The organism is Acidimicrobiales bacterium, assembly GCA_041394185.1.
GTDB lineage: Bacteria > Actinomycetota > Acidimicrobiia > Acidimicrobiales > Poriferisodalaceae > JAAETH01.
This window is the reverse complement of the sequence record JAWKIQ010000002.1, coordinates 1048815-1062616: the sequence shown is the minus strand read 5'-3', so window position 1 is coordinate 1062616 and position 13802 is coordinate 1048815. Positions and strand designations below refer to the sequence as shown.

Genomic DNA, 13802 nt, shown 5'->3' with positions numbered 1-13802 from the left:
AGACGGTACCGGGCCGCGTTCTCGCTGCAACCGCTAGCTTTCGGCGATGTGGAACCCGACGTCGTCGCCCAGTCGCTTTGCGAGGTGTGGGAGAGGCTCGTCTCGTGGATGCCGGGCGGACGATTCGACCGCTTGGCCGCAGGCTCGCTGTTCTCCACCGACTCGCCGGCGCCCGACCTGCAGGGCCCGCTGGTTCCGGTTGCAGGTGCGGACCTGACGACAGTCGAATCCGCCAGGCGGCTGGTGCGGACCCAGCACCGGCCTCTGGCCATCGAACTGGTCATCGGAGCCACCAGCCTGGACGACCATCTCGAATCCGAGGGCTTCGAGCGCATCGCAAGCAGAGCGCTCATGTGCACCGACGCCGCCATTGGTTCGTCGCATCCCAATGCTCGTCGCGCCACCGACGCCGACCTAGACACCGCTGTGCAACTGCAGGCGGCCGCGTTCGAGATGAGCCTCGACTCCGCAGCCTCGTTGTACGGACCCGGCTGGATCGACACTGCCTCGAGCCACATACTGGTCGAGGTCCAGGACCGTCCGGTGGCGATGGCGACGGCCCACCCCACCGAATACTCGATAGGCATTTTCGGCGTGTGCACCCACCCTCGACATCGACTCAGCGGCCACGCCACGGTCGCGGTTCGGGCCGCCGTGGCCAGCGTCGCTCGACACGACGACCCAAGACCTGTATGGCTGCACTGCGACCCGGGTCTGATCGGCGTCTACGAAACCATGGGGTTTGCGACAACCGGCACCTGCGACGTATTCGTCGAGACCCATGTCTAGGCGCTCGGGCATGCGAACCCTGGCAGCGCTGGCCGCCCTGACAATTGCCGCAGCCTCATGCTCGGGCGGCACCACCGTGCTCGACGCCTCGGCCGCGCAGACCACCACCACAGCTGCACCAACGACCACCACCACAGCGCCGACGACTACAACCACAACGCAGGCTCCGACAACGACCGAGCCGCCCACCACGACCACCACCGAACCGCCGCCCTTCCAGTGGACGCTGATGGCCGGCGGCGATGTGCTGATGGACCGCACCGCGCCTGCCGGCATCGACCCGTTCGTAGGTCTGCAACCACAACTCGCTTCTGCGGACCTGGCCATGGTCAATGTCGAGATGGCCATCTCCGACCGAGGAACTGCCATCGCCGGCAAGCAGTACACGTTCCGTGCCCCACCGGCCGCGGCTCAGATCATCGCCAACGCCGGAATCGACCTGGCGACCGTCGCCAACAACCACGCCCGCGACTTCGGCACCGACGCCTTCCTCGACACCATGAACCTGCTGACCGACGCGGGAGTAACCGTGTTGGGCGGAGGCCAGAACGACACCGAGGCATACACACCCAGGGTCGTGACCCTCGGCGAACCCGGCCGCGAGATCGACGTGGCTTTCATCGCCGCGTCGCTGATCATGCCGTGGGGGTTCGGCGCCACACCCAGCCGCGCTGGTATTGCCGATGGCAACGACCGCAACCGGGTGCTGGCCAATGTCAGGGTTGCGGCCGAGTCGAACGACATCGTCATCGTGACGCTGCACTGGGGCATCGAGCGAAACACTTGCCCAGAGCCCACGCACCAGACCTTCGCCCAGCAGCTCCTAGAGGCCGGTGCCACCGCGGTGATAGGTCACCATCCCCACGTGCTGCAGCCGGTCGAGTTCGCCGACGGCAAGCTGATCGCTTACTCGCTGGGCAACTTCGCTTGGCATCCGCGCACTTCGATAACCGCGGACACGGGAATCCTCGAGCTTCGTTTCACCGACACCGAACTGACCGGCTACGAGTTCCACCCCCACGTCCTGGGGGCAAACGGGGCGCCCGAGCCCGTCGACAGCGGGGTCAGGTTCGACCGGATAAACCAGATCGTCTCGGGGCAATGCGAGCTGCACGACCCGCCGCCTGTGACAACCGCACCCAACACCACGACCACCACGGCGGCCAGCAGCACCACGACCACCGTCGACACAACGACGACGACACCGACTACGACGACCACCACTGCGCCTACCAGCACCACGGCCGTGACGACCAGCACCGCCCCCTGACCGGCAGCGGGCCTAGCTGACCAGGTCTACGGGGGCGAAGTCGCCAGATGGTTCGATACCGAAGATCTGGCAGGCGAACACATACTCGGCCTCGACGGCCCTGATGATGGTCTCGGCACGGCGGAACCCGTGCGACTCGCCCTCGAACATCAGCAGTGCATGGGGAATCGAACGCTCGGCCAGAGCGTCCGCCATGGCTCGGGCCTGATTCGGCGGCACCACCGGGTCTTCGTCGCCCTGAAGGATCAGCATCGGGGTAGTCAGCAGATGGGTGTGGTGAATGGGCGAACGCTGGCGGTACAGGTCGGCACGCTCGGGATAGGGCCCCACCAACCCATCGATGTACCGGGCCTCGAACTTGTGGGTGTCGTGGGCCAGCGCCTCCAGGTCGCCGATGCCATAGCGGCTGATGCCCGCGGCGAATGCGTCGTGGAACGTGAGTGCACAAAGTGTGGTGTAGCCGCCGGCGCTGCCGCCCTTGATGACCCACCGCGCTGGATCGACCAAGCCGTGGTCGGCCAGGTGGCGCGCCGCGGCGATGCAGTCTTCGACATCGACCACGCCCCATTGACCGTCGAGAGCCCGCCTGAACTCGGTGCCGTAACCGGTCGAGCCGCCATAGTTGACGTCGACGACGGCAAACCCGCGCTGGGTCCAGAACTGTATGGCCAGATTCAGCCCTGCTCGAGCTGCGCTGGTGGGTCCGCCGTGGCTGAGCACCACCAGCGGCGCGAGCTCGCCCTCGGGTGCCGAGGCAACCGTCGAGCGAGGCTCGTAGAACAGTCCGTGAGCCGTGCGGGTGCCGCTGGTAAAGGTGATGTGGCGCGCGGGCGATACGTCGCCCGGGCCCAACACGGGGTCGACCCGCACGACGGTCTGCGTTGCCCCCGCGGCATCGATCACGAGGACCTCGCTGGGCCGCAACGCCGAGGACGCACACACGACTACCCGACCGGCTCCGGCTGGAGCCATCGAATCGAACGCAAGCCGATCACAATCGACAAGCTCGAGGTGGCCGTCGACGATGCGGGCAAGGCGCTCTGTGCCTTCGATCTGGGCGATGACGAACAGCTGGTCGCCGTCTGTGCAGATGGTGCACATACCGAACACCCACGGCGGGACCCCGAGGTCGCACTCGACGTCGACCAGGGCCGAGTAGCTGTTGGGGGCGTCGATACGGTGCGGCAGCCAGTAGCCGGTCGGGTCGGTGATGGCGTGTAGCTCGCCGCCTATCCAGATCGGCTGCTGGGTTGACCACCCGGTCAGCATCACTGTGTCGACCAGGCCTTCGCCCGACAGGTCCATGACCCGAAGCTCTGTCTCGTCCCAGGGCATGTTCGGATGGTCCCAACAGATGTACGCGATACGTAGACCATCGGGGCTGGGGCGGGGGCTCGAGTAGAAGTCTCTGCCCGATGCCAGCGAGGTGACTTCACCGGAAGCGGTGTCGATAACCACCAGATCGTTGACCGGCTCGGTCCCGCCTGCGCCGTGCGTCTCACGAACGGCCAACAGGCCCGTGGGCGCAGGCGTCAGATCGCCATAGCGGACCGTGTCGTCGCCCTCGGTGAGCTGAACAACCGTGCCGTCGAGGCCCGCGAGGTAGATGTTCTGATCGGCGTTGTTCACATAGGCCACCGACGAGTCGGCCAGGACGGTCCACGACCCCCCGTCGTACTCGTGCACCCGCGACCTGACGTTCGACCCAGGGGGCGTCACCTCGGTGGTAGCACCGTCAGGTGTGCGGGCAACCACGACTCCTCGGCCGGCCTCCGCTGGGCGACCTTCCCACCACAACACCCGCCCCGACTGGTCCAGACGAGCTCCTCCCAGCCTTGTTCCTGCTGCCGCTACCAGCCGAGGGGTGAGGTTGGAGGGCCAACTTCCGTGAGGTTCGATGGTCTTCATGGGACCTCTTTCCGGCAATTTTGAATACTCATTCAACTATGACGCGCGTGCAAAGGATTTTCTCGTTCGACAGGTTGACGCTCTGTTGAAGACTCCGTATGCTGCGACCCGTACGCATAACGAAGCCGTCAGGTTTCGTGCCGACACAGGTGTGCGCTCCGGATTTCCCACCGGTCCGAGAGCGCCCGCAGGTGGGCGGAGGGAGGACCCACCGACTCCCTCCGCCCACCGCCTTTTTCGGCCGAGTTCGAGGCAATCAGAGGCCTCACTGGTCGGTGCGGGCCGCCAGGTCCGACACCACCTTGTCGACCTCCACCCGTGCCCGCTCGATGCGATTCCTGCACACATCGATGAGGGTCGCGGCACGGGCCACCTTGTCCGACAGCCCATCGATATCGAGCTGATCGCCCTCCAGCGCTGAGATGATCGCCTCGAGCTCGGCGACCGCTTGTGCGTAGCTGACCGCCTGGTCGTCGGGGCCGTCGGCGGCGTCGATGTCGGTCATTGGTCCTCCGGTTGTGCGGTGTGCTTGTTCCTGGGCGCGGTGCTGACCGTCTGGGCGGTCAGGTGGCCATCGAACAGCTCGACGGTCACAGCCGAACCTGTCTCGGCCTGATCTATCGACTTGATTACCCGGCCCTGCTGATCGCGCACGATTGCGTACCCCAGAGCCAGGGTTCGATCTGGGTGCACCGCGCGCACCAGGCTGGCGGCGTGATTCAGATTGGTCGACGCGGATTCGAGCTGGCGCCGAGATGCGGCTGCGAGCTGGCCGGCGCTGCGTTGGACGTCGACGGTGGCTCTGTCGAGACGGCCCTGAGCCAACACCTTGACCGTTCCGGCGGTGCGAGCTGTTGCAATGGCAACCGCATCGAGCACGCGGGCGCTGCTGCGCTCGAGCCGACGAATCTGCGAGTCGAGGTCGGTTCCGGCTCTGAGCACCGTGGAACCCGCGACACGTCCAAGCCGCCTGGTGTCGGCTTCGAGTCGCTCTTGTTCGCGGCCCAGGCGTTCGTCGAGCGCTTGGCGCAGGCGCACACCCGCGTTGTCGATTCGGTCGAGGAAGGCCCGTACGTGGCCGACAAGAGCGCCGGCACACGCGGTGGGGGTCTTCAGCGAACTGTGAGCGACCTCGTCGGCGATCGAACGATCGATCTCGTGACCTACCCCCACCAGCACGGGCACCGGGCAGCCGGCGATGGATCTGGCCACGTCGCCGTGGTCGAACGCGATGAGGTCTCCCTTGGCTCCGCCACCACGCACCACCGCAACAACGTCGACGTCCATCTGGGCCACGTACTCGACCGCTTGCGCGATGGCGACGTGGGCGTCGGCTCCCTGCACCCTGGTGTGGGCCAGCAGCACCGAGAAGCGAAATCCGCTGGCCTCGAGCTCGTGCACGAAGTCGTGGTGAGCTGCGCTGTCTTGGCTGGTCACCAGCCCGATTCGCAGCGGCACCAGCGGGAAGGGCCTGGCCTTGTTGGCCTCGAGCAGCCCTTCGGCAGCGAGCTCTCGCAGCACCGCATCGCGGTCGGCGGCGAGCTGACCCAACGTGTGCCTGGGGTCGATGGCGTTCATCAGGAACTGCACCCGACCCTGTGGCGGGTAATAGTCGAGGCGGCCCCGAACACGAACCTCGAGACCATCGACAAGGCGCAGGTCGCCTACACGTTTCAGCACGGCCTCGATGCCGCGCAGAGGTCCGCGGAAGGCGACGATGCCGAGCTTTGCGTCGGTTCCCGTGCCCCTGGCGCCCGGCTCGATCAGGTCGAAGTACATGTGGCCCGCGGGCGATCGGCGCAGGCCCTGGATCTCACCGCGAATCCATAACTCGTCTGGGAAGCAGGCCTCGAGGGCTGCGCCCACCCCAGAGCAGACCTGATCGACCGTCCAAGTTCTGACCGTCACGCGGTGGTCCTCGACACGAACATCTGGACAGTCTGCACGCTGGGTGAGACGCCGACGGGAATCACACCGGTTTCGGCTCGGAGCGCTCGAGCGTGCGGTAGAGGTCCTGATAGAGCCCGCCTCGCTGCATCAGTTCTTCGTGCGAGCCACGTTCGACGATGCGCCCACCGTCGACCACCACGATCTGGTCTGCGGTCCTGACGGTCGACAGGCGGTGGGCGATGATCAGCGAGGTGCGTCCGGCCAGGGCGGTTTCCAAGGCCGTCTGAATCAGCTGCTCGTTCTCGGCGTCGAGATGGCTGGTGGCCTCGTCGAGGATCACGATGGCCGGGTCCTTCAGAAGTGTCCTGGCGATGGCCAGTCGCTGCTTCTCGCCACCCGACAAGCGGTAGCCCCGCTCGCCGACGACGGTGTCGTAGCCATCGGGCAGGGCGGCTATCACCTGATGGATCTGGGCCGCCCTGCACGCCGATTCGATCTCGGCGTCGGTGGCACCTGGCCTCGCATAGCGCAGGTTCTGGGCAACCGATTCGTGGAACAGATGTGGGTCTTGGGTCACCACACCCACAGCCGAGCGAAGGCTGGCCTGGGTCAGATCGCGAACGTCGACGCCATCGATCGACACCGAACCCTCGGTGACGTCGTACAGGCGCGGCACCAGCGATGCCAGGGTGGTCTTGCCTGCGCCCGACGGCCCCACCAGGGCCACCATCGAGCCCGGGGCGACATCGAGGTCGATGTCGTGAAGCACCTGGGCACCAGCGGCGCCGGGTCTCGCCGCCTGCATCAGCGAGTTGGGGGCCGATCCGGCCGACTCGTAGGCGAAACCAACCGCCGAGAACGAAACTGCGCCCTTTGGGCTCACCAGGTCGATGGCTCCGGGGCGATCATCGATGAGCCGGGGCATATCGAGCACCTCGAACACCCGCTCGAACGAAACAAACGCCGTCATGATGTCGACCCGAGCGCTGGTGAGGGCGGTCAGTGGGCGATAGATGCGACCGACCAAGAGGGCGAAGGTGACCAGGGTGCCCGGCTCGAGCGAACCCGAAATCACCAGCTGCCCGCCAATCCCGTAAACCAGCGCCGTCGCAATCGAGCTGACAAGCCCCAGCGCCAGAATGAAAGTACGGCCGTACATGGCCGATGTGACGCCCAGGTCGCGAACCTTGGCCGCACGGGTGGAGAACCCCTGAACCTCGGCATCGGGGTCGCCGAACAGCTTCACGAGCTGGGCGCCGGACACGCCGAACCGTTCGGTCATGATCGTGTTCATGGCCGCGTTCTCGTCCATCTGTGCCCGGGTCAAGCGCTGTTGAACGCGGCCCACCCGCTTGGCGGGGGCGATGAACAGCGGCAGCAGCACCAACGACAACAGGGTCAGGCGCCACTCGATGAGCGCCATCGTTATGACCGTCGAAGTCACCGTGACCACGTTCGACACGACCTGTCCCAGGGTGCCTGTGACAGCCCGCTGAGCGCCTACGACGTCGTTGTTTAGCCGCGATACCAGCGAGCCGGTCTGGGTGTGGGTAAAGAAGCTGATCGGCATTCGCTGGACGTGATCGAACAGGGCGACCCGCAGGTCGTGGATCAGGCCCTCGCCCACCCGTGCCGACAGCCACCGCTCGACCAGGCTCAGCGCCGCGTCGGCGATCGCTGCCACGACCACGATGATCGAAAGGGTCGTCACCAGGCCCCGATCACGGTTGCCAACGCCCTCGTCGATGATTCGGCCGAACAGGATGGGCGGCACCAGCTGAAGCAGGGCTGCCGCGACTATCACGATTACGAAGCCGATGATCTTGGCCCGGTACGGGCGAGCAAACACCCATGATCGACTGGCCAGCGACCGATTGAAGCGGTGTCCCTGGACGCCGGCCGGGTCGTGACCCATCGCGTGGTGTGGTCCCATTCGCATGCCACGAAGGCTAGGGACTGATAGCTGCGCCCCTCACCCTCAGGGCTCCTGACCTGCTCGCTTGGCCTCGTACATGGTCTCGTCGGCCGCTCGCCAGGCATCGTCCAGGGTCGAGTGCTCGGATCTGATCGCGACACCCACTGCCGCATCAACTTCGGCGTGTTCCAAGCGCTTGCCGAGAATCTCGGTGACCCTCTGGGCCGAAATGCCCTCGGTGTGGGTCATCAGCACGCCGAACTCATCACCGCCCAGCCGCGCGACGAAGTCCGACTTGCGAAGCGACGAACGCAGCACGGCCGCAGCGCGCACCAGATACTCGTCGCCGGCGTGATGGCCGTGAGCGTCGTTGATGTCCTTCAGGTCGTTGATGTCGACAACGGCGACCGCGGCCTCCAGACCGTGCCTGGCACACCGCGACTCTTCACGGCCCAACATCTCGGACCAGTAGCGCCGGTTGCCCAGGCCCGTCAGGTCATCGGTCAGCGCCAGGCGCTCGACCTCGCGCATCTGGGCTTCGAATGCCAGAGTCGTGGCCAGCATGTCCGCGTGGCCCGTCGCCAGTTCCTGGATCATGGGCAGATCGCGACGCGGCACCGGGTCCAGAACCACCAAAGCCCTCTGTTGACCCTCGACCATTGGCAACGCGACCACAACCGCACACGAAACCGCGAGCGACCTTCCAGACAGGGTTGTCAGACGCTCTGGGCTGTTGCGAATGTCGGACAAGAGCCAGCGAGACGGCTCTTCTATGACCTCGCCGGGCCGCAGCCGAAAGCCGAAGTCTTCTACGAACTCGACCTCGGCTCCCTCGTCGACCAGCCTGACCGCGGCTACCGTCTGCACGTCGGTGGCGACGCGCAACTGCCGAAGCAGTTGGCCACAAGCCTCGTCGAATCGTCGAGCCTGGGCATCTCGGGGCCGGTTCTGGCGCATTAAGAATCTGATCGGCACTGCCGACGGAACTATGAAGCAACACATCGCGCCGGGTAAGGGTGAATCTCCTCCCGACACAATGCGATCGGAGTGAATTCGGTGGGACTCGCACAAGGCTCTGTGGCCAAGATCTCGATTCGTGTAGCACTGCTTGCTGCGGTGTTCTCGGTCTTCGCGGCCACAGTGAGGTCGTCTACCCAAGACGTTGCGGCCGCCAACGGATTGCAGGTAGACGCCAGCTACGTGTACCGCCTCGACACCGAGGCGAACCTCACGGTCGAGGCCACGTTCGACCTGAAGAACGTCAAACCCAACAGCCGTTCGGGCAACACGATTTACTCGTACTACTTCGATGGCTTTGCCGTTCCGCTGCCCGACAACGCCGTCGACGTGGCCGTCACCGACGGCACCAACGACCTCAGCTTCGAGGTAATCACCGAAGAGTTCGAACCCGAAGACGGCGACGAGTTCGACGACGGAGGCGAGTTCACCTATGCCAGCGTCAGGTTCCGCCGCAACCTGAACTATGGCCGGACCACGAAGATCGTCGCCACCTACCGAATCGAGGGCTCCGAACCCCGCGCCGAGTTCATCGATCGGCTGAATCCGGCCTACGCCCTCTTCGGAGCCTGGGGGCTGGCCGACCCTGGACGACTCGACGTCACCATCGAACTGCCGGCCGGGTACGAGATCGAGACTGTCGGCAACTACATGCCGATGAACACCACCGAGGACGGCGGCCGTCGATATGTCGCAGAGGACATCGAAGACCCAGACGACTTCTTCGTGACCGTCATCGCCCGCAACAACGAAGCCCTCGTCGCGACCCCACTCGACGTGGCCGACTCGCAGGTCACCATCCGGTCGTGGCCAGGCGACGACGAGTGGCAGCAGTTTGCAGAGCGCAACGTCACCGAGGGCATACCGGTTCTCGAGAAGCTGGTAGGGCTGCCCTGGCCCGAGGACGAACAGTTCGAGATCCTGCAATCTTCCGAGCCGAACTTTCACGGCTATGCCGGCTGGTACGACTCCGAAGAGGGGCAGATCATCATCGACGAGAGCCTCGACACGCCCATCTTCTTGCACGAGCTGTCGCACGCTTGGTTCAACGACAAGCTCACCGAGGATCGCTGGATAACCGAAGCGATGGCCGACGAGTTCGCCAGGCTGGCTGCCCTCGAGCTCGACGAGGATGCCCCGGAACCGGACAGGCCCAAGGATGGCTACAAGAACCGCTATCTGAACACCTGGTCGACTCTGACCCGCGGCGAGGACGCCGAGGAGTGGGGATACACGGTCTCGGCATGGGTCATGTTTCAGCTGAGCGAAGACGTCGGCGCCGAAGCCATGGACGACATCGCGGTGGCACTGTTCGAGGGCACGGCGGCCTATCCCGACGAAGACGGCGACGGACGCTCGCTGGTCGACGTCGACTGGAAGCGACTGCTCGACGTGGCCGAGAACATCGCGGGCGCAGAGGGCTTCCAGACCGTCCTTTCCGACTGGGTATTGCTGAAGGCCGAGGAAGACCTACTCGCCCAGCGCAACGAAGCCCAGGACGAGGTCGAACGGCTGGCCGAGGCCGGCGGCGACTGGTTCGTTCCCAACGGCCTGCGCAACCGGCTCGAGACCTGGGAGTTCGACGACGTCGAGCGACTGGTCGAGGAAGGACTGGCGGTCCTTGCCAGCCGCGACGAGCTGGCCGACCGGTCGATCGCTGCTGGGTTCGAAGACCCTGCGGTCGCCGAGGGCCTGTACGAGCGGGCATTCCACAACTATTCGGCATCGGAGAAGAAGCTGGCCCAGTGGCTCGAGGCGATTGGGGTGGTCGAGTCGATCACCGAACGGCACGCCATCGAGCCTTCGCTGGTCGAGCAGATCGGCCTGTGGGGACAAGACCCCGACGCCGAGTTGCTGGAGGTGCGCGACGCGTACGAGGCAGGCGACCTCGACCTGGTCGACGCCGAGGCCGCTCAGCTGCGCTCCCTGCTGGACGACGCCGACGAGGTCGGGGCCTTCCGGGTCAAGGTCGCGGCCGCGATCGCTGGCGCAATCCTGCTGCTGGTCATCATCTTCATCGTTCGCAGCGTGCTCAAGCGTCGCCGCCGCAAGCGCTTCGACGCCTGGCGTCGCGAGCTCGACGAAAAGCTGCCAGATCTGGAGCTGACGGGGGTCTAGGGTTCGGCGGTGCCGACGCCACAAACCCTGTTTCTGTTCTCGGGTGCAGCCCTGCTGTTGTTGCTGCTGCCCGGTCCTGCAGTGCTGTACGTCGTCGCCCGCGGCGCCACCCAGGGCCGCAAGGCGGCGTTGGTGTCGGTCGCAGGCATACACGTCGGCACCCTGGTGCATATCACTGCGGCCGCCGTGGGGTTGTCGGCGCTGATCGTGGCTTCGGCCAAGGCCTTCGCAGCCATCGAACTCGCCGGCGGCGCCTATCTGATCTGGCTCGGCATCAAGTCGCTTCGCAAGCGCCCTGGCTCAGAACACGTCACCGTCGCAACACCGTGGAACATGCGCAGGGTGTTCACCGACGCCGTCGTGGTCAACGTGCTGAACCCCAAGACGGCCATCTTCTTCCTGGCTTTCGTTCCCCAGTTCGTCGATGTCGAAGCCGGCCACACAACGGTGCAGCTGCTGATGCTCGGTGCGACCTTCATCGTGCTCGGCGTCATCACCGACGGGGCCTACGCGCTGGCGGCGGGTTGGATCAGCGGGCGTATCTCGACGTCTCCTCGCGCCGAACGGCGCAAGGACGTCCTGGCCGGCACGTCGTACCTGTTCCTCGGAGTTCTGGCGGCTGTAGGCGGCGCACGCACCGCCACTTCGTGATGCGCTTCGAAGACCTCACCCGAGACGACGTCGAAGAGGTTCGGGAGCTCATCTTGGCCGGCCTGGCCGACCATTGGGGCGAGGTCGACCCAGCACTGAATCCAGACCTCGACGACATGCTGGCGTCGTACTCGAACGGGCGCACTGTCGTCGCTAGGTCAGACGACGGGCGCATCATTGCGACGGGTACTGTGATCCCCCGCGACGACACGGCGGCCGAGATCGTGCGAATGTCGGTGGCCACCCACGCCCGGCGCACCGGACTGGGTCGAGCGCTCGTCGAAGAACTGGTCGCGACATCCAACGGCTGGGGCGTCGCAAGGGTGATCCTGGAGACGACTTCAGCGTGGACCGACGTGGTGGCGTTCTACCTGTCCTGCGGGTTCCACATCACCCACACCGCCGACAGCCCATTCGGCGAAGACACCTGGTTCGAACGCCCCATCGCCTGACGTCTCGGCAGGCCGCAGCGCCTCAGCGATCGGAAAGCTCATGTGCTACTAGAACGACCCGCTCGGGAGGGCCGCTGATGATGTCCCGAGCACTGATCACGACATCGTCCGGAGGGTTCCGATGTCCCGGAGACATCACATGGCGGAAGTGATGCGATGGCCTTCGAACCTGAGCTGGTCCGACCGGACGATGGGGCTTCGGCAGCTCTGGGCATCACTCCGTGGTGGTCGGCGTGGCGAGCTCGACCGGAAACGTTTGGAATTCACTGACAATAGGGACAGTGGCGAGTCCGGCTTGGTATGAGCCGCCGTCGATGTAGTCAGGGACTTCGATTCGAAGTTCCAGTCGGGGATCCGATCGCGGACCGAGCGTCGCGCGGGCGCTCACATTGCCTTCGTCGTCAGCTAGTTCGAGCCAGGCTTGGATCACATAGGAGGATCCATCGAACAGCTCGCCGGTTCCGACCGCGGTAAGGGTTCGTCCTTCAACGGCGACCATGTCAGGGCCTGGAGGGGTCGGGACTGGCAGGTCTGTCTTGGTGAGGGTGGTGGAGAGCATTGATTCGAGGACGTCGCTGTGCCCGCAGTTGACGTCGAGCTTGTAGTTGCCCGCAGGTGCTGAGTCGGGTATCCACAGACGGATCGTGCGTCCGGCCATGTCGTTGGGGTAGGAGTGGGAAATGGCAAAGTACATGCCGTCGGCAGGCTCTCGTAGCGACACTCGGGCTCGGACTCCGCCGCCGTTGCGGTCGCGACAGAGGGTGCCGATTTCGATCTGGATTGGCTGGCCGTTTGAGATGGTGGCGCCCGAAGCGAGTCGGGTCTCGGAAGCATCTGGTTGGGTGGTTGTGACGGTTGCCTGGTCAGTTTGATCTGAGGTGCACGCGACACAGACCATGCTGATCGCTGCGAGCACTGTCCACCGTGCGTGTTTCATGGCAGGACGGTAGCGCCGACGCGGTCAACGGGCCGGTCGCCGGCCGCGCCGAACGCGCCGAACGGCGCAAGGACGTCGTGGCCGGCACGTCGTATCTGTTCCTCGGAGTTCTGGCGGCTGTAGGCGGCTACACCCCCCGGGACGGCAAAGTCAAGGCACCCCAAGACCCGAGTTCGAAAGAGCAACAACCGCCCCACCTCGTATCCAGCACCCCAAAACGTCAACTGACCAGGGGTGAAGACCCCTGGTCAGGACGTGGCGGAAGTCATGAGATGTCTTTCGAACATCGCGTGACCGCTGCGTGGGCTGATTCCGAATACGCGGATGGCCGTAGGGCGGCGATGGGTTCAGCTGGAAGGTTCTGGTTGGGCGGCGTCTTGGTGGAGCGTTTCCCAGTCGGACCGGATGAGGGTCATGCTTGAGTCTGTCTCGGTGGATTCGAGGCGAACGGAGCCTTCGGTTGTCGTCACGGTGAGGCGTTCGGTCATGAACGTGTTCACGACGTCCTCCTCGTTGTTCACCACCTCCCCGCAGTCCTCAGCCTCGGTACTTCCACGTTGGTCGATGATCGACGGATCTTCGTTGGCGCGAACACTATGAGCCTCGTTGCATCCGACGCCCCAGCGCATCGAAAGGCCACTCTGCATTTCGACTCGGAGCTCGCGTCCGCCGGCCGGTGACCACGGCGCGCCGTTGATGATGACCTGCTCGACTACGTATCGGTGGCCCCACACTGATGCTGCGTCCGCGACCCTCGAGGTTGATAACGACGGCGCCGGCGGATCGACCTCGGGTTGTGCCGAGTTTGAGGTGCAAGCCGCCAGCAACAGGGCTACTGCCAGCGCCAGGCCTCGG

General features: G+C 65.1%; 12 protein-coding genes. 5 read left to right on the top strand and 7 right to left on the bottom strand.

The features are described from left to right. The first annotated feature begins 48 nt into the window (after positions 1-48). Both R2770_12640 and R2770_12635 read left to right on the top strand, forming a co-directional pair. Positions 49-789 (top strand): GNAT family N-acetyltransferase, encoded by a 741-nt coding sequence (locus R2770_12640; GenBank protein ID MEZ5281306.1) that lies wholly within the window; start codon positions 49-51, stop codon positions 787-789. A 10-nt stretch (positions 790-799) separates the two neighbouring features. After that, positions 800-2059 carry a CapA family protein gene (locus tag R2770_12635; protein MEZ5281305.1) on the top strand — a complete coding sequence of 420 codons (1260 nt, stop codon included), beginning with the start codon at positions 800-802 and terminating at the stop codon, positions 2057-2059. 12 nt (positions 2060-2071) lie between these two features. Here the strand turns inward: R2770_12635 and R2770_12630 are convergent, their stop codons facing one another. From R2770_12630 to R2770_12610, 5 genes are all read right to left on the bottom strand, one after another. Beyond that, a complete protein-coding gene (locus tag R2770_12630; GenBank protein MEZ5281304.1) occupies positions 2072-3967 on the bottom strand; it encodes a S9 family peptidase in 1896 nt (631 codons plus the stop codon). Between the two features lie 265 nt (positions 3968-4232). After that, positions 4233-4472, bottom strand: coding sequence for an exodeoxyribonuclease VII small subunit (gene xseB, locus R2770_12625; protein MEZ5281303.1), 240 nt, complete (start codon positions 4470-4472; stop codon positions 4233-4235). Beyond that, positions 4469-5875 carry an exodeoxyribonuclease VII large subunit gene (gene xseA / locus R2770_12620; protein ID MEZ5281302.1) on the bottom strand — a complete coding sequence of 469 codons (1407 nt, stop codon included), beginning with the start codon at positions 5873-5875 and terminating at the stop codon, positions 4469-4471. Before xseA ends, xseB begins: the two co-directional genes overlap by 4 nt. Positions 5876-5936: 61 nt before the next feature. Continuing rightward, positions 5937-7796: an ABC transporter ATP-binding protein gene (locus R2770_12615; GenBank protein MEZ5281301.1), complete on the bottom strand. Its 1860-nt coding sequence runs from the start codon at positions 7794-7796 to the stop codon at positions 5937-5939. Positions 7797-7835: 39 nt separating this feature from the next. Beyond that, positions 7836-8729 carry a GGDEF domain-containing protein gene (locus R2770_12610; protein ID MEZ5281300.1) on the bottom strand — a complete coding sequence of 298 codons (894 nt, stop codon included), beginning with the start codon at positions 8727-8729 and terminating at the stop codon, positions 7836-7838. A gap of 99 nt (positions 8730-8828) precedes the next feature. Here R2770_12610 and R2770_12605 point away from each other — a divergent pair, with 99 nt between their 5' ends. The 3 genes from R2770_12605 to R2770_12595 are packed head-to-tail and all read left to right on the top strand — an operon-like array spanning position 8829 to position 12010. Beyond that, the gene (locus R2770_12605; GenBank protein ID MEZ5281299.1) at positions 8829-10907 is read left to right on the top strand and encodes a hypothetical protein; all 2079 of its coding nucleotides are present in this window, start codon (positions 8829-8831) and stop codon (positions 10905-10907) included. A gap of 9 nt (positions 10908-10916) precedes the next feature. Further along, the gene (locus R2770_12600) at positions 10917-11558 is read left to right on the top strand and encodes a LysE family translocator (protein ID MEZ5281298.1); all 642 of its coding nucleotides are present in this window, start codon (positions 10917-10919) and stop codon (positions 11556-11558) included. Continuing rightward, on the top strand, positions 11558-12010 hold the full coding sequence (locus tag R2770_12595; GenBank protein MEZ5281297.1) for a GNAT family N-acetyltransferase: 453 nt from the start codon (positions 11558-11560) through the stop codon (positions 12008-12010). Before R2770_12600 ends, R2770_12595 begins: the two co-directional genes overlap by 1 nt. A gap of 214 nt (positions 12011-12224) precedes the next feature. Here the strand turns inward: R2770_12595 and R2770_12590 are convergent, their stop codons facing one another. Beyond that, positions 12225-12926 (bottom strand): hypothetical protein, encoded by a 702-nt coding sequence (locus R2770_12590; GenBank protein ID MEZ5281296.1) that lies wholly within the window; start codon positions 12924-12926, stop codon positions 12225-12227. A 368-nt stretch (positions 12927-13294) separates the two neighbouring features. Further along, positions 13295-13576 (bottom strand): hypothetical protein, encoded by a 282-nt coding sequence (locus R2770_12585; GenBank protein MEZ5281295.1) that lies wholly within the window; start codon positions 13574-13576, stop codon positions 13295-13297. Between the last annotated feature and the right edge of the window lie 226 nt (positions 13577-13802).

Excerpts from the sequence above, each read along its gene's own strand:
- R2770_12610 (MEZ5281300.1), bottom strand. The coding sequence starts at position 8,729 with ATGCGCCAGAACCGGCCCCGAGATGCCCAGGCTCGACGATTCGACGAG.
- xseB (MEZ5281303.1), bottom strand. The coding sequence starts at position 4,472 with ATGACCGACATCGACGCCGCCGACGGCCCCGACGACCAGGCGGTCAGC.
- R2770_12630 (MEZ5281304.1), bottom strand. The coding sequence starts at position 3,967 with ATGAAGACCATCGAACCTCACGGAAGTTGGCCCTCCAACCTCACCCCT.
- R2770_12635 (MEZ5281305.1), top strand. The coding sequence starts at position 800 with ATGCGAACCCTGGCAGCGCTGGCCGCCCTGACAATTGCCGCAGCCTCA.
- R2770_12585 (MEZ5281295.1), bottom strand. The coding sequence starts at position 13,576 with ATGCGCTGGGGCGTCGGATGCAACGAGGCTCATAGTGTTCGCGCCAAC.
- R2770_12615 (MEZ5281301.1), bottom strand. The coding sequence starts at position 7,796 with ATGCGAATGGGACCACACCACGCGATGGGTCACGACCCGGCCGGCGTC.
- R2770_12595 (MEZ5281297.1), top strand. The coding sequence starts at position 11,558 with ATGCGCTTCGAAGACCTCACCCGAGACGACGTCGAAGAGGTTCGGGAG.